The sequence below is a fragment of the Chromohalobacter canadensis genome (assembly GCF_034479555.1).
Lineage (GTDB): Bacteria > Pseudomonadota > Gammaproteobacteria > Pseudomonadales > Halomonadaceae > Chromohalobacter > Chromohalobacter canadensis.
The window spans coordinates 2,504,875-2,523,211 of record NZ_CP140151.1; the positions used below are offsets into that span (position 1 = coordinate 2,504,875).

Here is an 18,337-nt window from a genome sequence, read left to right on the forward strand (position 1 = left end):
CTATGAGACACGGCTGATATGAGTTTCGAAAATGCCTATGCGGCGACACCACGCTCGCTGACGTCACTGCGCAAGGTCGGCGTATCGCCCACGATTGCGGCGCAGCATTATTATCTGGACGGCCTTGGCCCCCTGGAAGTGCGTGGCATGCCACGTGTAGGACGCTTGTTGCTGACCCACGGTGCCGGGGCCGGGCAGACATCGCTCTTCATGCAGCGCTTGCGTGAGTCGCTGGCGCTGCATGGCGTGCAGGTATGGGCTATCGATTTCGCCTACATGCAGCGGGTATGGCATGAAGACCGTCGGCGACCGCCGCCGCGTGTCGAGAGCCTGGTCGACGAACTGGCTGTATGGCGAGACGCGTTGATCTCGCTTGCCGGCGACGCGCCATCGCCACTGTGGCTGGGAGGCAAGTCGATGGGTGGGCGCGTGGCGAGTTTACTGGCGGCGCGTGACGAGGCGTCGGGCCTGGCGCTATTCGGCTATCCGTTTCATCCCCCTGGCAAGCCCGAGCGCACACGGTTGGCGCATTGGCCGAATCTGACCTGTCCCACCTGGGTATTGCAGGGCACGCGGGACCCGTTCGGGGGTGAGAGCGAAGTTCGTGAATATGCCTTGCCGGCGACGGCACACGTGCATTTTCTCGACGATGGGGATCATGACTGGCAGCCGCGACGGCGAGCCAGGCATGATCAGGCGGCGTTGATAGAAGAGGCAACGCGCATTGTGGGCGTTGCTATGCAGGCAAGTGAATGAATCCGATGAATATAATCGGTTGACTTTCCACGGTCTGTCTGTAGAATTCAGCGCCACGTGACCACGGGTGGTTAGCTCAGTTGGAAGAGCACCAGCCTTACAAGCTGGGGGTCACTGGTTCGAGCCCAGTACCACCCACCATTACGCGAAATGCGTTTCTAGTGATGGGGATACGTGAAGAAGAATGTAGCGGACCGGTAGTTCAGTTGGTTAGAATGCCGGCCTGTCACGCCGGAGGTCGCGGGTTCGAGTCCCGTCCGGTCCGCCAGTTCTTCATCGGAAATCCGACAATGTGTGGTTAGCGTTGTATTCAGCGGACCGGTAGTTCAGTTGGTTAGAATGCCGGCCTGTCACGCCGGAGGTCGCGGGTTCGAGTCCCGTCCGGTCCGCCACGATTTCCTCGCCGAAGCGTCATTGACGACGAGGCATGTAACAGCAACATGCAGTACCAAGTAGTATGCGATCCGGGTGGTTAGCTCAGCTGGTTAGAGCACCAGCCTCACATGCTGGGGGTCACAGGTTCGAGTCCTGTACCACCCACCAATCCGAGTTACCTCGGAACAATGCGGACCGGTAGTTCAGCTGGTTAGAATGCCGGCCTGTCACGCCGGAGGTCGCGGGTTCGAGTCCCGTCCGGTCCGCCACGATCGCCATCGGCCAACCCTGAGTCATTGACTTGGGGTTTTGTCGTTTGGGCCTTCCCTTTTTATGCGTGGACGCCCCTGTCGCGCTGCTTCCTAAGTGTCTTCCTCGACCGAGAACGCGTCGTCCTGATGCGCCTGACACCAGGCGAGTGCCTGCGGGTAGACGTCTTCCACGGCGTCGGGATGCGTCAGCATGTCCAGATGACCGTAATCTCGCCTCTGACCGTTCTCGCGTCCCAGTACGCGTAATGCATGCCGATGCGGGCCGCAGTCTTCGACGAAGCGTGCGACATCTCGGGGGTGCCCCAGTGCCCGGTCGCGATGGCCGGCTAGATGCAGCGTGGGTGGCAATCCTCCCTGGGCCAGGACGGCGACGTAATCGAAGTCATCCTCGGGGTCCCGCCACGCTGTCTCGCGCACCCAGGCGACGCTTTCCGCGTGGCTGGCGGCGTATTCGTCGTCACTGCCCCAGCGTAGCGAGCGTGCCGGTAGATAACCGCACAGATGGCGTGCCAGCGGCGCGAGCCCTTTCCAGATCAGGTCGATATAGAGCCATTTGCTGGGATTCTGGACCCGCACCCGACGCTTGGTGCCGAAATAAACCTGGCTGGCGATACACTCGCGACTGCCGGGGACGCGCGCCAGGTGCGCGGCGATCAAGACACCGCCCCAAGAATGCGCCATGACATGGCAGCGCGATTGCCCGCTCAGGTTCAGACAGGCGGCCAGTGCGGCGGCAACTTCGTCGATGACGACCTCGCGTTGCGAGAACGATACGCCGCGTGCCGGACGCGGCGAGGCGCTACCGCGACCGCGTTGATCGATCACCATGACCTCGTGTCCCTGCCGGGCGAGCCAGGGTGCCATTCCCTTGCCGCTACGGCTGTGGAAGATACGCCCCGACTCGATGGCGCCATGCCAGCACAGGATGGGCAGGCCGTGTATGCGCTCTGGCTGAAAGCGGATGAGATTCAGCTCACCGCCAGTGGCGATGGGAATGCGGTGTTGAGAGCTTTGATAGTCCATTCGGGGCTCGCTTGTCTCGCGTGAGAAGGCAGTAATGCCTGCGCCCTTGGTCGGGATTGTCTCCCGTGGCGCCTTCGCTACACTGTTCATACAGTTGTTTGAAAATGTATGGTGGTTTAAAACCGAGTGCAAGCGAGGACGCGCCGTGACTCAGTATCCGCATCTCTTCCGCCCATTGACCGTAGGGCCCGTGACGCTCGATAACCGTATCCTGATGGGCTCGATGCATACCAATCTGGAGGAAGCTCCGGATGGCTTCGCGCGCCTGGCGGCGTTCTATGCCGAGCGGGCACGAGCGGGCGTTTCGTTGATCGTCACTGGCGGTATCGCACCGACTCCCGAGGGTGCGGTGTTCGAAGGCGCTGCTAAATTGAGCGAGCCAGAAGAAGTCGAGGCGCACCGGCAGGTGACCCAGGCGGTGCACGCCGAGGGCGGCCATATCTGCCTGCAGATCCTGCACGCCGGACGTTATGCTTATTCGCCTGCGCTGGTGGCGCCCTCGGCGCTCAAGGCACCGATCAACCCGTTCACGCCGCGTGCGTTGAGCGGCGACGAGGTGGCAGAGCAGGTCGAGGCCTACGTCAATTGCGCCAAACTGGCTCGCGAAGCGGGATACGACGGCGTCGAAGTCATGGGATCGGAAGGTTATCTGATCAATCAGTTTCTGTGTCAGCGCACCAATCACCGCGACGACGAGTGGGGCGGGGCATTCGAGAACCGCATGCGCTTTGCGGTGGAGATCGTGCAGCGCATTCGCCGGACGCTGGGCGATGACTTTTTGATCATCTTTCGCCTATCGATGATCGACCTGGTAGAAGACGGTAGCAGTCATGATGAGGTCGTGGCCTTGGGGCGCGCGATCGAGACGGCGGGCGCCAACCTGATCAATACCGGGATCGGCTGGCACGAGGCGCGGGTGCCGACCATCGTCACTAGCGTGCCGCGGGCAGCGTTCACGGAGGTCACGCGACGGCTGCGCGAGGTTCTCACGGTGCCGTTGATCGCCACCAATCGCATCAACATGCCCGAAGTGGCCGAGCGCGTGCTGGCCGAGGGCCACGCCGATATGGTCTCGATGGCTCGCCCCTTTCTCGCCGATTCCGAATGGGTGATCAAGGCGCGCGAGGGGCGCGAGGCGTTCATCAATACCTGTATTGCCTGCAACCAGGCCTGCCTGGACCACACTTTCCAGGGCAAGCTGACGTCGTGCTTGGTCAATCCACGCGCCTGTCACGAGACCGAATTGACGCTCGCGTCCGTGGCGACGCCACGTGACATCGCGGTGGTCGGCGCCGGGCCGGCGGGGCTGGCGACCGCCGTGTCGGCGGCGCAGCGCGGTCATCGCGTCACGCTGTTCGAGCGTGAGGCCGAAATCGGCGGTCAATTCCGTTATGCGCAGCGTATCCCCGGCAAGGAAGAATTCAGCGAGACGCTGCGCTATTACCGCAGCATGCTCGCGTCGCTGGATGTGACGGTATGCCTGAAAACATCGGCCGAGGTGCAACGCTTGCGGGCCTTCGATGTCGTGGTGCTGGCATCGGGGGTTGCGCCCCGAGCGTTGTCGCTGCCCGGTAGCGACGATCCGCGTGTGGTGGACTACCCCACAGCAATCCTGCATCCCGAGCGTGTCGGGGCGCGTGTGGCGATCATCGGCGCCGGTGGCATCGGCTTCGATGTCGCGGAGCTCTTGACCCATGCCGAGCATCCCGCGTTGGACCGCGAGACGTGGTGTGCCGAGTGGGGCGTCGACTTGTCGTTGGCAGCGCGGGGCGGTCTCGTTACACCGCAAGCGCCGAGTGTGCCCCGCGAGGTAACGCTGCTCCAGCGCAAGACCAGCAAGCCCGGCAAGGGGCTGGGTACGACCACCGGCTGGGTGCATCGTGCGGCGTTGCGCCAGCGTGGGGTGCGCATGCTGAGCGGATGCGAGTATCTCGGCATCGACGATGCAGGACTGCATATCGTGCGAGATGGTCACCGGGAATGCCTCGATGTGGAGACAGTCGTGGTGTGTGCCGGCCAGGTATCAGTGACGGATCTCGAGGCGCCGCTGTCGGCGGCTGGGCGCGAAGTGCATGTCATCGGCGGGGCGCAGGAGGCGGCGGAGCTCGATGCCAAGCGGGCCATCGATCAGGGAACTCGCCTGGCGGCACGCCTATAAGAGGGTGTTTACAAAAGGACTGCGCTCGCCCGTTTTGTCACTCCCCCTCTAAGAAAAGTGCGTGTATAAGAAGGCGCGTGCTGGCAGGCTTCCGGTGAGAGGCGGCGATGAGTAGACTGGATCGGGACGCAATTTTTTGCAGGATAACGGCAGGCGTTGGCACCCGGCGCCTGGCGTTGCGTTTCAAGCGTCTCTCCTTCTCGCCACATATGAGGACAACAAGGCATGGAATCCGACTGTACGCCGCGTTTTCTGGCCAGCGACAATACCTCCGGTATCTGCCCCGAGGCGCTCGACTACCTGTTGCGCGCCAACGCCAGCGATGATCTCGCCTATGGCAACGATGCCTGGACCCAGAAAGCCGCCGACCGCTTTCGTCGTTTCTTCGATTATGACTGCGACGTGTTTTTCGTCTTCAACGGCACCGCCGCCAACTCGCTGACGCTCGCCTCGATGGGGCAGAGTTATCACAGTGTCATTTGCCATGAACTGGCGCATATCGAAACCGACGAGTGCGGCGGGCCGGAGTTCTTCTCCAACGGCGCCAAGCTGCTGACGTGCTCCGGCGCGGATGGCAAGCTGACGCCCGAGGGTATCGAGTCGCTGGTGACGCGTCGCAGGGACATTCACTACCCCAAGCCGCGCACGGTCTCGCTGACTCAGGCCACCGAGGTGGGCACCGTGTATACCCGCGATGAGCTGATGGCGATTCGTGCCATGGCGGATAAGCATGGTCTGCACGTGCACATGGATGGGGCGCGCTTTGCCAATGCCTGTGCGTCGCTCGAGGCCACGCCGGCGGAACTCACCTGGCAGGTCGGCGTCGATGCGTTGTGCTTTTCGGGAACCAAGAACGGCTTGCCGATGGGCGAGGCGGTGGTCTTTTTCAACCACGCTTTGGCGGAAGACTTCGACTATCGCTGCAAGCAGGCAGGGCAGTTGGCCTCCAAGATGCGTTTCATCGCCGCGCCCTGGCTGGGGCTGCTGGAAAGCGGTGCCTGGTTACGCAATGCTGAGCATGCCAATGGCATGGCGCGTTATCTCGCGGAGGGCTTTGCCGCCTTGCCGGGGGCCGAGTTGATGTTTCCCGCCGAGGCCAACAGCGTCTTCGTGACGTTGCCCGTCGCGGTCCTCGAGGAATTGCGCCAGCGCGGCTGGACGTTTTACACCTTTATCGGCGCGGGCGGCGCGCGTTTCGTCTGCGCCTGGAATACCACCCAAGCACTACTCGATCGGCTGCTCGACGATGCGCGCGACGCATTGTCGATCGCCTGATAGAGATACCAGGGCGAGGGCACCGGGGTGCTCTCGCCTTGCCCGCCGTTTTCGGATTTCAACGAACCAATGGCCGTTTGTGGGCTCTCATGTCCAGGGCCGTGCCGCTGCGTTGAAAGGAAATACGTTTCGCATCGCCCCCTTTCTTCTCCATCCGTCTACGCTGATACATAGACAGCCCAGAATCCGATGAGCGACCCCAAGTCGTGAAAGGAGGCGTTTAATGAGTATCTTCGATCATGTTCAGAACCGTTACGAGCGCGTTCAGCAAGAGGAGATGAGTCTTCAGGAGTATCTGGAACTCTGCCGCCGGGAGCCCAGTGTCTATGCGAGCGCGCCGGAGCGCATGCTCGAGGCGATCGGCGAGCCAGAGGTCATCGACACCGCCAAGGATTCGCGGCTGTCACGTATCTTCAGCAACAAGGTCATCCGTCGTTATCCGGCGTTTTCCGAATTTTACGGCATGGAAGAGGCCATCGAGCAGATCGTGGCTTATTTCCGACATGCCGCGCAGGGGCTGGAAGAGAAGAAACAGATTCTGTATCTGCTGGGGCCGGTGGGCGGCGGCAAATCCTCGCTGGCCGAACGGCTCAAGCTTTTGATGGAGCATGTGCCGTTCTACGCCATCAAAGGCTCGCCGGTCTTCGAGTCGCCGCTGGGGCTGTTCTCACCGGAGGAGGACGGCGAATTGCTGGAGAAGGAATATGGCATCGCACAGCGCCACTTGCGGGCGGTGATGTCGCCATGGGCCGCCAAGCGCTTGCAGGAATACGGCGGTGATATCTCGCAGTTTCGCGTCGTGCGGCTCTATCCATCGCGTCTCAACCAGATCGCGGTGTCCAAGACCGAGCCCGGCGACGAGAATAACCAAGACATTTCCTCGCTGGTGGGCAAGGTCGACATTCGCCAGCTCGAGCTCTATTCCCAAGACGATCCGGATGCCTATAGCTTCTCCGGTGGCTTGTGCAAGGCCAACCAGGGGCTGATGGAGTTCGTCGAAATGTTCAAGGCGCCCATCAAGGTCCTGCATCCGTTGCTGACGGCGACGCAGGAGGGTAACTACAACCCCACCGAGGGCATGGGCGCGATTCCCTTCGATGGCATCGTCTTGGCGCATTCCAACGAGAGCGAGTGGCAGACGTTCCGCAACAACCGCAACAACGAGGCCTTCCTGGATCGCGTCTACATCGTCAAGGTGCCGTATTGCCTGCGCGTCTCCGAGGAAATCCACATTTACAAGAAGCTGCTCGAGCATTCGTCGCTGAATGCCGCGCCCTGTGCGCCGGACACGCTACGCATGCTGGCGCAGTTCTCGGTTCTTTCGCGTCTCAAGGAGCCTGAAAATTCGAGCATCTATTCCAAGATGCGGGTCTATGACGGCGCGAATTTGAAAGACACCGACCCCAAGGCCAAGTCGCTACAGGAGTACCGTGACGCGGCCGGCGTCGACGAGGGTATGGAAGGCCTCTCGACGCGTTTCGCCTTCAAGATTCTCTCCAAGGTCTTCAATTTCGATACCCATGAAGTCGCTGCCAATCCGGTGCATTTGTTGTATGTGCTGGAGCAGCGCCTCGAACAAGAGCAACTGCCCAAGGAAACCTTCGAACGCTATCTGCGTTTCATCAAGGAGTACCTGGCGCCGCGTTACGTCGACTTTATCGGCAAAGAAATTCAGACCGCCTATCTCGAGTCGTACAGCGAGTATGGGCAGAACATCTTCGACCGTTACGTGACCTACGCCGACTTCTGGATTCAGGAGCAGGAATATCGCGATCCCGAGACCGGCGAACTGTTCGATCGTCAAGCGCTCAACGAAGACCTGGAGAAGATCGAGAAGCCGGCCGGTATCTCCAACCCCAAGGATTTTCGCCACGAAGTGGTCAACTTCGTATTGCGCGCACGTGCCCAGAACAACGGTATGAATCCCAGCTGGCAGTCCTACGAGAAGCTCAAGGGCGTGATCGAGAAGAAGATGTTCGCCAATACCGAGGAGTTGCTGCCGGTCATCTCCTTCAACGCCAAGGCCTCGACCTCGGATCAGAAGAAACACGAGGACTTCGTGGCGCGCATGGTCGATAGGGGATATACCGAGAAGCAGGTACGCTTGCTGTCGGAGTGGTATTTGCGGGTTCGTAAGTCGCATTAATCGCCCGGATGTGCCGGGCATTCACTGGCGTCGGCTCGGTCTTGCCATCGCCGGCGATTGGACAAGAGGAGGTCGCCATGACCTACTTCATTGATCGACGCGCCAATGCCAAGCACAAGAGTGCCGTGAATCGGCAGCGTTTCCTGCAGCGCTACCGCAGTCATATCAAGCGCTCGGTGGAGGAAGCGGTCAATCGGCGTTCGATCACCGACATGGAGCGTGGCGAGAAGGTTTCGATCCCTGCCAAGGACATTTCCGAGCCGGTGTTTCAGCATGGCCCCGGTGGCTCACGCACGATTGTCAGCCCTGGCAACAAGGAGTTTGTCGAGGGGGATCGGCTGCGGCGTCCGGGCGGCGACGGCGAGGGTGGTGCAGGGGAAGGCAGCGCTTCCAATCAGGGCGAGGGCATGGACGAGTTCGCGTTTTCCTTGAGTCGAGAGGAATTCCTTGATTTCGTCTTTGATGGTCTGGCGTTGCCGCATCTGGAGCGCAAACAACTGCGGGATCTCGACGAGGTGCGACCTGTGCGTGCCGGGGTCACCCGCGATGGCGTGCCGTCGCGGATCAACATCGTGCGTTCGATGCGCGAGGCGCAGGCACGGCGTATCGGTATGCGGGCGCCCATCAAGCGCGCCCTGCGTGAAGCTGAGGAAGCGCTTCAAGAGGAGGAGCGCAAGGACCCGGTGCTACGCAATCCGACGCGCATTCACGAGCTCAAGGCCGAGATCGAGCGTCTTGAAAAGCGCCTGGACGCGGTACCGTTCATCGATACCTACGACCTGCGTTACAACAACCTCGTCGACCAGCCGCAGCCCTCCAACAAGGCGGTGATGTTTTGCGTCATGGATGTCTCCGGCTCCATGACCCAGGGCCACAAGGACATCGCCAAGCGTTTCTTCCTGCTGCTGTATCTCTTTCTGGAGCGCAACTACGAGAAGGTCGAGTTGGTGTTCATTCGTCATCACACCGCGGCCAAGGAAGTCGATGAGGAAGAGTTCTTCTACTCCCGGGAAACCGGGGGAACCATCGTCTCCAGCGCGTTGACCCTCGTCGACGAGATCATCACCCAGCGTTATTCGCCTGCGCAGTGGAATCTTTACGTTGCCCAGGCCTCCGACGGCGACAATTGGGACGATGACTCGACGACCTGCCGTGACCTGCTCCTGTCGTCGTTGATGGCCAAGTTGCAGTACTACACCTATGTGGAAATTACGCCGCATTCGCATCAGGCGCTGTGGGAGGAATACGAGCGCGTGCAGGTGCGCCACCCTGAGCGCTTCGCGATGCAGCAGATCGTCGAGCCGGGCGACATCTACCCGGTCTTCCGCAAGCTGTTCCGTAAGCGTATAGCGCAATGAGGCGCCGCGCCGAGGAGGTGACATGAGTACCGTATCGACCCCCATCGCCACCGGTTCGGATTGGAATTTCGAGATTCTGACGGCCTATGAACGCGAGATCGCTCGGTTCGCCAAGGAATACCGCCTGGATATTTACCCCAATCAGATCGAGATCATTACCTCCGAGCAGATGATGGATGCCTACGCCAGCGTGGGTATGCCGGTGGGCTATCATCACTGGTCCTTCGGCAAGCAGTTCCTATCCGTCGAGCAGGCTTATCGGCGCGGTCAGATGGGGTTGGCCTACGAGCTGGTTATCAACTCCGATCCTTGCATCGCCTATCTCATGGAAGAGAACACCCTGATGATGCAAATCCTGGTCATGGCGCATGCGTGCTATGGCCACAACTCGTTCTTCAAGGGTAATTACCTGTTTCGCACCTGGACCGATGCCTCGGCGATCGTCGATTACCTGGTGTTCGCACGCAAGTACATCGCCGAATGCGAACAGCGCCACGGTGTCTCGGCGGTGGAGCAGCTCCTGGATGCTTGCCATGCGCTCCAGAACTACGGGGTTGATCGCTACAAGCGCCCCTCGCCGATCTCCTCGGAGGAAGAGGCGCGCCGCCAGCAGGAACGTGAAGCCTATCTCCAGGCGCAGGTGAACGCCCTGTGGCGGACGATTCCGGAGGAATCGCCACGCGACGCATCGGAGGCGTTCGCGGAGAATGGTGACGATCCGTTGGGGCTCCATCAGTACGGGCGTTATCCCCCTGAGCCGCAGGAAAATCTGTTGTATTTTCTGGAGAAAAACGCGCCGCTTCTCGAGTCGTGGCAGCGGGAAATCGTACGCATTGTGCGTAAGCTGGCACAGTATTTTTATCCCCAGCGCCAGACTCAGGTGATGAACGAGGGATGGGCGACATTTTGGCACTATACGTTGATGAACCGGCTCTACGACGAGGGGTTGATCGACGAAGGCACGATTCTCGAGTTCCTGCATTCGCATACCGCCGTCGTGCAGCAGCCAGGATTCGATAGTCCGCATTTCAATGGCATCAACCCCTATGCTCTGGGGTTTGCGATGTTTTCGGACATCCGTCGGATCTGCGAGACACCCGACGAGGAAGACCGCGAGTGGTTCCCGGAGACCGCCGGCAGTGACTGGCTGGAGACGGTGCATTTCGCGATGCGCAACTTCAAGGACGAGTCGTTCATTCAACAGTTCCTGTCGCCTAGGGTGATTCGTGATCTCAAGCTGTTCAGTCTCGTCGATGACGACCGCGATGAGATGCTCACCATCAGCGCCATTCACGATGAGCGCGGGTATCGGCGCGTACGCGAGGCACTTTCCGCGCAATATGCGTTATCGCTACGCGAGCCCAATATTCAGGTATGGGAGGCCGATATTCGTGGCGATCGCTCGCTGACCTTGCGTCACGTCCAGGATGAGCGCCGGCCATTGGGCAAGACCTTGTATCCGGTATTGCGCCACCTGCATCAGCTGTGGGGGTTTGCGGTCAAGCTGGAGTCGGTGGAGGATGACGAGGTCGTGCGCCGCTATCAGTGGCCGCTCCCCGGTGACGCGTGAGATAGTGGCTGAAATGCATCGCTAGCCGCGACGCACAGGGCTGATATACTGGCTCGCGCGCCGTCGGCGAAGTGTCGTGCCGGTGCGTCTTGAGCGTGCCGAGCGTAGGCCGGCGCGACGCCCCGAGTGCAGTAGGCAGTGTAGGAGAGTGTCATGCAAAGCGCGGTGATTCTGATCGACGTGGAAAAGGGCCAGATCAATGCAGTCGCCCAACGGTTGGCCGAGCTGGAGGGAATCAGTGAGGTATTTTCCACCTGTGGTCGCTATGACTTGGTCGCGATTGCGCGCACGCGTGATTTCGAGTCATTGGCGCAACTGGTGACCGAGCGTCTGATGCAGGTCGAGGGCATTCACGACACCGAGACTCTCAACGCCATGCAGGTGCATTCGCGTCACGATCTCGAGACCATGTTCTCGTTGGGTTGGTAGCGGTTCCGTATCGTCCAGGGTGTGATCGCCCACTTCACGTTTCGTTTTCGCAGGACAAGGACACGTCGCCGGCATGATCGCCGTTATTTCTTACCAGTGTCGGCGCTTAGTGCGTGGCGCGGGCATTTCCCTGATTTTCGCCGTGGTAGGGTCCGGCCTATGGTATTGGCAGGAGCGCGAGGTTCGCGACCGGCTTAGCTGGATGGGCGTGCCTGAGTGGCAGACCACCAGTTGGCAGGGGTTCAATCGGGTACTGCGCAGTGACGGCTTTCTGGTGGGGTGGTCGGATATCCGAGTCAGCCCCTTATGGGTAAGTTATTCGCTTCATGAAACGCCTGATGCGCCGATCGGTGATCGCCCGCACGGCTTTGCGCGGGACTGGCGCTCATTGTGGCCGGTCATCTCGGATCAGTACACGCACAGCGGCTACGACCGCGGCCATCTGGCCCCCAACTATGCCATTGCACGCGTACATGGTCGTGCGGCGCAGCTTGATACCTTCCAGATGACTAATATTACGCCGCAACGCCCCGACTTGAACCGGCGCGTGTGGCAACGTCTCGAAGAGGTCGTGATGGACGATTTCCTGCCGCGCTTCGAGCAACTTCGAGTGGTCACCGGTCCGGTTTTCGATGAACGCTTCATGCATCGGGTGGGCTTCACCCAGGTGCCGTCGGCGTTTTACAAGATCATCGTGGTACCTGGCGAGCACCCGCGTGCGCTGGCGTTTTTGATTCCGCAGACAGTGAGTGGCGATGAACCGCTCGACCGTTTTCTGGTCAGTATCGACGAGCTCGAAGCGAGAACGAGGCTCGATTTCTTCCCGCGTCTGCCGGAAGACGTCGAAACGCCCTTGGAAGCGAATATCGAGACAAAGGGATGGGCATTGCAACGTGTCGCACGAAAGCCCGGGCGTTACCAATAGCGGTCGTTATCAATAGATAATAGAGGTATTACAGAGAGGGATGTTCACAGAAAGGGGAGTACGAAACTTCGGAAAGCAGCATGCACGGTGGTGCCCAGGAGAGGACTTGAACCTCCACGTCCATACGGACACTAGCACCTGAAGCTAGCGCGTCTACCAATTCCGCCACCTGGGCGTGTCATGCACTTTACCGATGTTTTTTGATGGTGCCCGGAAGAGGACTTGAACCTCCACGTCCATACGGACACTAGCACCTGAAGCTAGCGCGTCTACCAATTCCGCCATCCGGGCGTTGCCTCGCATCGATCTGGCGGGAGATCGATGGTGCCCAGGAGAGGACTTGAACCTCCACGTCCATACGGACACTAGCACCTGAAGCTAGCGCGTCTACCAATTCCGCCACCTGGGCAAGGCGCGATGTATAATACCCATTTTGAGCTTGAATGCAAGCCACCCCACCATGCTTCATGCCTCGTTTCGTGACAGGCAGGTAGTCGCCATGGTTGGGTCGACTGGCTGTGCCCGCTATACTGGCGGCATGATTGAATTTCATAACAACGCCATCGGCGGACGTATACTTGCCACCTCGCCTGTAAGGAAGTCATTACCATGAATCATTGGAAGCTCAGTGACGATCCGCATGCGGAACGTGAAGCGAGTAAATACGATAATCCGGTCCCGAGCCGCGAATACTTGTTCGCTCGTCTGGAAGAATACGGTAAACCCATCACCCCCGAAGACCTCAGTCGCATGCTGGCGGTGGACGACGAAGAGCGCCTGGAAGGCGTGCGTCGGCGGCTTGCCGCAATGGAGCGTGAAGGTCAGATACTACGCAATCGGCGCGGTGCCTTCGCTCTGATCGATAAGCTCGACCTCATCAAGGGGCGGGTACAGGGCCACCGTGACGGCATGGGCTTCTTGATCCGAGAAGATGGCAAGAAGCCCGACTTGGTGATGCCGCCACGCCAAATGCGACGTGTCTTCGACGGCGACCAGGTGCTGGTGCGTGTCAGCGGCCGTGACCGGCGCGGGCGTGATGAAGCGACCATCGTCGAGGTCATCGCCCGCAATACTCAGTCACTGGTGGGTATCTACCGCCAGAATACCGCCGAATTCGGCGTGCTGATTCCCGAGAAATCGCGCATCGCCCAGGAAGTCATCATCCCGCATAGCGCCAGCGGTGGCGCGCGTGATGGACAGATCGTCTTGGCGCATATCACCCAGCAGCCGGCGACGCGCGTACAGCCGGTGGGCGAGGTCACGGAAGTACTCGGCGAACGAATGGACCCCGGGATGGAAATCGACATTGCCATCCGTAGTTACGAGATTCCCGCCGAGTTTCCGCCCGAAGTGCATGCACAGATCGCGGACATGTCCGCGTCCGTGGACGAGGCCGACAAGCAGAATCGTATCGACTTGCGTGATGTACCGTTGGTGACCATCGACGATGAGTCCGCCAAGGACTTCGACGATGCCGTCTGTGCCTGGAAGACCAAGTCCGGGAGCTGGAAGCTGCTGGTGGCGATTGCCGACGTGTCGCACTATGTCCGCCCGGGCAGTGCGCTGGACCAGGAAGCGATCACACGTGGCACCTCGGTTTACTTCCCCGGTCAGGTCGTGCCGATGCTGCCGGAGTTGCTTTCGAACGGGCTGTGCTCGCTCAATCCCGAGGTCGACCGTCTGGCGCTTGTCTGCGAGATGAACATCTCGCCGAACGGGGCGATCAGCCGCTATCGTTTCTACGAAGCGGTCTTTCAGTCCCATGCGCGCCTGACCTACAACAAGGTCGCCGGAATCCTCGATGACGAAGGCCCCGAAGGCGATGCACTGCGCGAGCAGTATCGCGACCTCGTGCCGTCGCTCAAGAACCTCAAGAGCCTCTACACCATCTTGAGGGAAGCCCGCGAGGCACGCGGCGCCATCGATTTCGAGACTACCGAGACGGCTATCGTCTTCAATGACGAACGCAAGATCGAGAAGATCGTGCCGCGCTCGCGCAACGATGCACACAAGATCATCGAAGAGTGCATGCTGGCCGCCAACGTGGCGACGGCGCGCTTTCTCGACAAGCATGACCTGCCGGCGCTGTATCGCATTCACGAGAAGCCCTCGCCGGAACGCCTGGACAAGTTGCGTCTGTTCCTCAACGAGCTGGGGCTGTCCCTGGGCGGGGGCGACGATCCCACGCCGCAGGATTATCGTGACCTCGCCGAGACGATCAAGGGTCGCCCCGACGCCGACGTCATCCAGACGGTGATGCTGCGTTCGATGAGTCGCGCGGTCTATTCGCCGCAGAACGATGGCCACTTCGGTCTGGCGTATCCTGCCTATGCGCATTTCACTTCGCCGATTCGGCGCTATCCGGACCTACTCGTGCATCGCGCCATTCGCTCGGTGATTCGCGGGCCGCGGCAGACCAATACGGTGCTGCGTGCCGAAGGCGCGCCGGTAGAGCCGCCCAGCAAATGGGCACCGTATAGCTTCGAGCAAATGCTCGAGCTCGGTGAGCATTGTTCGATGACCGAGCGTCGTGCCGACGATGCCACGCGTGATGTGGAGGACTGGCTGAAGTGTGAGTTCATGTCGGACAAGCTCGGTGAGATCTTCGAGGGCACCATCGCCTCGGTGACGCAGTTTGGCATTTTCGTGCGCCTTGATGATGTCTATGTCGAGGGTCTGGTCCACGTGACCTCGTTGCCTTCCGATTATTACCACTACGAGGCCGAGAAGCACCGTCTCAAGGGTGAGCGTAGCGGCATGTCCTATCGGCTGGGCGATGGCGTCACCGTGCAGGTGGCACGTGTCGACCTGGATGATCGCAAGATCGACTTTGAGCTGGCCGACGAGAAACCGCGTCCGCAGAACCCGGCCCGGCGCAAGAAATCCGCTACCGGTGGCGCATCGGCACGCGGTAAGCAGGGCGCAGGGCAAGCCGGCAACGCGACGAAGAAGGAGCAGGACGGTAAGCCGCGTCGGCGTTCGCGAGGCGGTAAAGGCGGCGGTAAGGGTGACAAGCGTTGAGTAGGCGCCATGCAACGGGCAGTGGAGCATCATGAAAGCTAAACCTTCCCGGGCGCGTATCGCGACGCCCGAAGGCTTGGACGCCGTGTATGGCGTGCACGCCGTGCGTGCATTGTTCGAGCGGGGACAGCCGCCACGCGAGCTCTGGTTACAGGAAGGGCGTGCCGAGGCACGCCTGGATACTCTACAGGAGCGCGCACGTCAGGCTGGCATCAAGTGCGTCGGCGTCGCCCGCGAAACGCTGGATGGCGTGGCAAAAGGCGCCGTGCACCAAGGCGTGATTGCCTTTGCGCCACCGCTGCAGGCCGAGAGCGAGGAAGCGCTTTGGTTTCGTCTCGGCGCTTGGCAGCAGCCGTCTCCCCCGTTGCTGTTGATTCTCGATGGGGTGACCGATCCGCATAACTTCGGTGCCTGCCTGCGCAGCGCCGACGCGGCAGGTGCGCACGGTGTCATCGTGCCCAAGGATAAGGCCGCGCCCCTCAACGCCACGGTGCGCAAGGTTGCTTGCGGTGCTGCCGATGCCATGCCCGTCTATCAGGTCACCAACTTGTCACGGGCGATGGCGCGCCTCAAGACGCATGGAGTATGGATCGTCGGAACGGCGGGTGAGTCGGCCCAGAGCCTTTACGAGGTCGACTTGATGGAGCCCGTGGCCATCGTCATGGGTGCCGAAGGCAAAGGCATGCGCCGGTTGACGCGCGAGGGCTGCGATCTACTCGCCAAACTGCCTATGGCCGGCAGTGTGTCGAGCCTCAATGTGTCGGTTGCCACGGGCGTGTGTCTGTTCGAAGCTGTGCGTCAACGCCATGTCTCTTGATGCCCGGTCGGGCGAGACAAGTTGCAAGCACGCGGGGTGATCACTACAATTGGTCGGCTTTCCGGGCATCGTTTCGCATGTCCGGAAACATTGAGACTTTCTCTCCTTGCTTCTCGCGGCCCTGTAGCCCTTGTACTTGGTACTTTGAATGACAGGCCTCGTGGAAGCTGTCAAACCGTAAGGAGCTATCATGCGTCATTACGAAATCGTGTTCATGGTCCACCCGGATCAGAGCGAGCAGGTGCCGGCCATGGTCGAGCGCTATACTGGGCTCGTTACCGAAAACGGCGGCACTGTGCATCGTCTGGAAGATTGGGGGCGTCGTCATCTGGCCTACCCGATCAACAAGATCCACAAGGCCCACTATGTACTGATGAACATCGAGTGCAGCGGTGAAACTCTCGACGAAATCGAGAATATCTTCCGCTTCAACGATGCCATCATCCGTAGCTTGGTGGTGCGTTGTAAAGAGGCGGTCACCGAAGCGTCTCCGATGATGAAGCCGGCCGAAGAGAAGCCGCGTCGTCGTGAAGAGAAAAGCGAGCGTCCGAACGCTGAGCGTTCCGAAACGAACGCTGATGCCGACGCTGATGCTGAAGCTGAAGCCAACTGATTCGTACCTCTGGAGGATAAACCATGGCACGCTTTTTCCGTCGCCGTAAGTTTTGCCGCTTCACCGCCGAAGGCGTGAAGTACATCGATTACAAGGATCTTGATACCCTCAAGTCCTATATCACCGAAACCGGTAAGATCGTACCCAGCCGCATTACCGGCACCAAGGCTCGTTATCAGCGTCAGCTGTCCACGGCCATCAAGCGCGCTCGTTATCTGGCGCTGCTGCCCTATACCGATAGCCACCAGTAAAACAAGGCGACTGGCGCGATGCAGGCACTGGCCCGTTGGGTGATGCGCGGTACGCCGCAGGCGGCGACGGTCGCTTTGATTGCGGCGTTGATTCCCTGGTTGTTCTGGCTGAGTGCCGCCGTCGCTGCCTTGGTAACGTTACGTCGCGGCTTGGGCCCTGGTCTGCCTGTTGTGATTGCCGCTGCGCTGCCAGCTGGCTGGTGGTGGGTCCAAGGCGATGCCGTTCCGCTTGCCAGTGTTTTGTTGGTAACGCTGATGGCGACCATACTGCGCGCCCGGATGCGTTGGGGGGAGACCCTGATTGCCGGCATGCTGGTCTGTGTGGTGCTGGTGCAGTCCGGCATCTTCCTGCCTCCGGGTGGGGCGGGGCCGCTGCTCGAACAGGTACGCCAGAATTCGGCGGACGTCGATGCCATGCTCACCGAGTTGAGTGCCCAGGGTGTCTCCAGCGAACAGCTGGCAGGCATGTTGATTGGCGGCGTTACAGGGCTAGTGGTACTGCTTGCGGCAGTCGCTTGTTTGGCACTAGCGCGTAGCTGGCAAGCCGGGTTGTATAACCCCGGTGGCTTTCGCGACGAGTTCCATGCGCTGCGCTTGAACACCAAAGAGCTTTTGTTGCTGGTGGGCGTTGGCGTATTGGGCGTGCTGGTATCCATGCCGATGGCAACGATGTTGGCGTGGATACCCTTGCTCGTAGCGGGCATTGCGCTGGTGCATGGTTGGATTGGATTGAAGGGGATGAGCGGGTTCTGGTTGGTCGGCTTTTACGCATTGCTGCTGACGACCTGGCCCACGATTCTGGTTGTGCTGTTGCTGGCCGTTGTCGATACTTTCGCGGATTTCCGCGCACGCTTGGCCGGCAACCACTGATGAGAGGTTAACGAGATGGACGTCATTCTGCTCGATAAGATTGGCAAGCTGGGTAACTTGGGTGACCAAGTCGCTGTCAAGGCCGGTTACGGTCGCAACTACTTGGTGCCTTACGGTTTGGCCGTGCCGGCCACCAAGGAAAACGTTGCCGCTTTTGAAGCGCAACGTGCCGAGCTCGAAGCGCAAGCCGCAGAGCGTAAGTCCGAAGCCGAAGCGCGCGCTGAACAGCTGGCTGAAATCGAGTTGTCGTTGGTCGCCAAGGCCGGTGATGAAGGCAAGCTGTTCGGTTCCATCGGCCCGCGCGATCTGGCCGACGCACTGACGCAGGCGGGGCTTGATGTGGTCAAGAGCGAAGTGCGCATGCCGGAAGGTCCGATTCGTCGGACCGGTGAGTATGACATTACGCTGCAGCTGCACGCGGAAGTCGCTACCAGCGTTCGCATCGTGATCGTGGCCGAGTAAGCGACACCGCCAGGCG

Annotated in this window: 15 protein-coding genes and 8 tRNA genes; 19 read left to right on the top strand and 4 right to left on the bottom strand. The window is 60.3% G+C overall.

Annotated elements, in window-relative coordinates:
• Positions 1-18: 18 nt before the first annotated feature.
• The 6 genes from SR908_RS11845 to SR908_RS11870 all read left to right on the top strand — a co-directional run bounded on the left by SR908_RS11845 (position 19) and on the right by SR908_RS11870 (position 1,400).
• A complete protein-coding gene (locus SR908_RS11845; RefSeq protein WP_246921492.1) occupies positions 19-756 on the top strand; it encodes an alpha/beta fold hydrolase in 738 nt (245 codons plus the stop codon).
• A 65-nt stretch (positions 757-821) separates the two neighbouring features.
• Positions 822-897: transfer RNA gene (locus SR908_RS11850), tRNA-Val, on the top strand.
• A gap of 50 nt (positions 898-947) precedes the next feature.
• Positions 948-1,024: transfer RNA gene (locus SR908_RS11855), tRNA-Asp, on the top strand.
• Positions 1,025-1,071: 47 nt separating this feature from the next.
• A tRNA-Asp gene (locus SR908_RS11860) sits at positions 1,072-1,148 on the top strand.
• A gap of 74 nt (positions 1,149-1,222) precedes the next feature.
• A tRNA-Val gene (locus SR908_RS11865) sits at positions 1,223-1,299 on the top strand.
• A 24-nt stretch (positions 1,300-1,323) separates the two neighbouring features.
• Positions 1,324-1,400: transfer RNA gene (locus tag SR908_RS11870), tRNA-Asp, on the top strand.
• A gap of 93 nt (positions 1,401-1,493) precedes the next feature.
• Here the strand turns inward: SR908_RS11870 and SR908_RS11875 are convergent.
• Positions 1,494-2,426, bottom strand: coding sequence for an alpha/beta fold hydrolase (locus SR908_RS11875; RefSeq protein ID WP_246921495.1), 933 nt, complete (start codon positions 2,424-2,426; stop codon positions 1,494-1,496).
• A gap of 145 nt (positions 2,427-2,571) precedes the next feature.
• Here SR908_RS11875 and SR908_RS11880 point away from each other — a divergent pair, with 145 nt between their 5' ends.
• The 7 genes from SR908_RS11880 (at position 2,572) to SR908_RS11910 (ending at position 12,287) form a co-directional block, all read left to right on the top strand.
• Positions 2,572-4,584 (top strand): FAD-dependent oxidoreductase, encoded by a 2,013-nt coding sequence (locus tag SR908_RS11880; protein ID WP_246921498.1) that lies wholly within the window; start codon positions 2,572-2,574, stop codon positions 4,582-4,584.
• A 225-nt stretch (positions 4,585-4,809) separates the two neighbouring features.
• Positions 4,810-5,859, top strand: a complete 1,050-nt coding sequence (locus tag SR908_RS11885) for a threonine aldolase family protein (RefSeq protein ID WP_246921501.1) — start codon at positions 4,810-4,812, stop codon at positions 5,857-5,859.
• Positions 5,860-6,082: 223 nt separating this feature from the next.
• Entirely contained in the window at positions 6,083-8,005 is a 1,923-nt protein-coding gene (locus SR908_RS11890; protein ID WP_246921505.1) for a PrkA family serine protein kinase, read from the top strand.
• 77 nt (positions 8,006-8,082) lie between these two features.
• Positions 8,083-9,363 carry a YeaH/YhbH family protein gene (locus tag SR908_RS11895; RefSeq protein WP_246921509.1) on the top strand — a complete coding sequence of 427 codons (1,281 nt, stop codon included), beginning with the start codon at positions 8,083-8,085 and terminating at the stop codon, positions 9,361-9,363.
• A gap of 22 nt (positions 9,364-9,385) precedes the next feature.
• Positions 9,386-10,933 carry a SpoVR family protein gene (locus SR908_RS11900; protein ID WP_246921512.1) on the top strand — a complete coding sequence of 516 codons (1,548 nt, stop codon included), beginning with the start codon at positions 9,386-9,388 and terminating at the stop codon, positions 10,931-10,933.
• Between the two features lie 153 nt (positions 10,934-11,086).
• On the top strand, positions 11,087-11,362 hold the full coding sequence (locus SR908_RS11905) for an Lrp/AsnC family transcriptional regulator (protein WP_011506187.1): 276 nt from the start codon (positions 11,087-11,089) through the stop codon (positions 11,360-11,362).
• Positions 11,363-11,435: 73 nt separating this feature from the next.
• Positions 11,436-12,287, top strand: coding sequence for a DNA/RNA non-specific endonuclease (locus SR908_RS11910; protein WP_246921515.1), 852 nt, complete (start codon positions 11,436-11,438; stop codon positions 12,285-12,287).
• A gap of 88 nt (positions 12,288-12,375) precedes the next feature.
• On the opposite strand, the gene SR908_RS11915 is transcribed toward SR908_RS11910, so the two are convergent.
• The 3 genes from SR908_RS11915 to SR908_RS11925 form a co-directional block, all read right to left on the bottom strand.
• Positions 12,376-12,462: transfer RNA gene (locus SR908_RS11915), tRNA-Leu, on the bottom strand.
• A 29-nt stretch (positions 12,463-12,491) separates the two neighbouring features.
• Positions 12,492-12,578 (bottom strand) — tRNA-Leu (locus tag SR908_RS11920).
• A 31-nt stretch (positions 12,579-12,609) separates the two neighbouring features.
• Positions 12,610-12,696 (bottom strand) — tRNA-Leu (locus tag SR908_RS11925).
• Positions 12,697-12,896: 200 nt separating this feature from the next.
• Here SR908_RS11925 and rnr point away from each other — a divergent pair.
• The 6 genes from rnr to rplI all read left to right on the top strand — a co-directional run bounded on the left by rnr (position 12,897) and on the right by rplI (position 18,321).
• Entirely contained in the window at positions 12,897-15,308 is a 2,412-nt protein-coding gene (rnr, locus tag SR908_RS11930) for a ribonuclease R (protein WP_246921518.1), read from the top strand.
• A gap of 31 nt (positions 15,309-15,339) precedes the next feature.
• Positions 15,340-16,125: a 23S rRNA (guanosine(2251)-2'-O)-methyltransferase RlmB gene (rlmB, locus tag SR908_RS11935; protein WP_246921520.1), complete on the top strand. Its 786-nt coding sequence runs from the start codon at positions 15,340-15,342 to the stop codon at positions 16,123-16,125.
• Positions 16,126-16,315: 190 nt separating this feature from the next.
• Positions 16,316-16,738, top strand: coding sequence for a 30S ribosomal protein S6 (gene rpsF / locus SR908_RS11940; RefSeq protein WP_097022761.1), 423 nt, complete (start codon positions 16,316-16,318; stop codon positions 16,736-16,738).
• Between the two features lie 23 nt (positions 16,739-16,761).
• On the top strand, positions 16,762-16,989 hold the full coding sequence (gene rpsR, locus SR908_RS11945) for a 30S ribosomal protein S18 (protein ID WP_040244525.1): 228 nt from the start codon (positions 16,762-16,764) through the stop codon (positions 16,987-16,989).
• A gap of 18 nt (positions 16,990-17,007) precedes the next feature.
• Positions 17,008-17,859 (top strand): hypothetical protein, encoded by an 852-nt coding sequence (locus SR908_RS11950; RefSeq protein WP_097022760.1) that lies wholly within the window; start codon positions 17,008-17,010, stop codon positions 17,857-17,859.
• Between the two features lie 15 nt (positions 17,860-17,874).
• Positions 17,875-18,321: a 50S ribosomal protein L9 gene (gene rplI / locus SR908_RS11955; RefSeq protein ID WP_040244521.1), complete on the top strand. Its 447-nt coding sequence runs from the start codon at positions 17,875-17,877 to the stop codon at positions 18,319-18,321.
• Positions 18,322-18,337 lie beyond the last annotated feature (16 nt).

Bases quoted from the DNA above. Each gene is read 5' to 3' on its own strand.
- rplI (WP_040244521.1), top strand. From the start codon at position 17,875: ATGGACGTCATTCTGCTCGATAAGATTGGCAAGCTGGGTAACTTGGGT.
- SR908_RS11885 (WP_246921501.1), top strand. From the start codon at position 4,810: ATGGAATCCGACTGTACGCCGCGTTTTCTGGCCAGCGACAATACCTCC.
- SR908_RS11890 (WP_246921505.1), top strand. From the start codon at position 6,083: ATGAGTATCTTCGATCATGTTCAGAACCGTTACGAGCGCGTTCAGCAA.
- SR908_RS11875 (WP_246921495.1), bottom strand. From the start codon at position 2,426: ATGGACTATCAAAGCTCTCAACACCGCATTCCCATCGCCACTGGCGGT.
- SR908_RS11895 (WP_246921509.1), top strand. From the start codon at position 8,083: ATGACCTACTTCATTGATCGACGCGCCAATGCCAAGCACAAGAGTGCC.
- rpsR (WP_040244525.1), top strand. From the start codon at position 16,762: ATGGCACGCTTTTTCCGTCGCCGTAAGTTTTGCCGCTTCACCGCCGAA.
- SR908_RS11905 (WP_011506187.1), top strand. From the start codon at position 11,087: ATGCAAAGCGCGGTGATTCTGATCGACGTGGAAAAGGGCCAGATCAAT.
- SR908_RS11950 (WP_097022760.1), top strand. From the start codon at position 17,008: ATGCAGGCACTGGCCCGTTGGGTGATGCGCGGTACGCCGCAGGCGGCG.
- SR908_RS11900 (WP_246921512.1), top strand. From the start codon at position 9,386: ATGAGTACCGTATCGACCCCCATCGCCACCGGTTCGGATTGGAATTTC.
- rpsF (WP_097022761.1), top strand. From the start codon at position 16,316: ATGCGTCATTACGAAATCGTGTTCATGGTCCACCCGGATCAGAGCGAG.
- SR908_RS11845 (WP_246921492.1), top strand. From the start codon at position 19: ATGAGTTTCGAAAATGCCTATGCGGCGACACCACGCTCGCTGACGTCA.
- rlmB (WP_246921520.1), top strand. From the start codon at position 15,340: ATGAAAGCTAAACCTTCCCGGGCGCGTATCGCGACGCCCGAAGGCTTG.
- rnr (WP_246921518.1), top strand. From the start codon at position 12,897: ATGAATCATTGGAAGCTCAGTGACGATCCGCATGCGGAACGTGAAGCG.
- SR908_RS11910 (WP_246921515.1), top strand. From the start codon at position 11,436: ATGATCGCCGTTATTTCTTACCAGTGTCGGCGCTTAGTGCGTGGCGCG.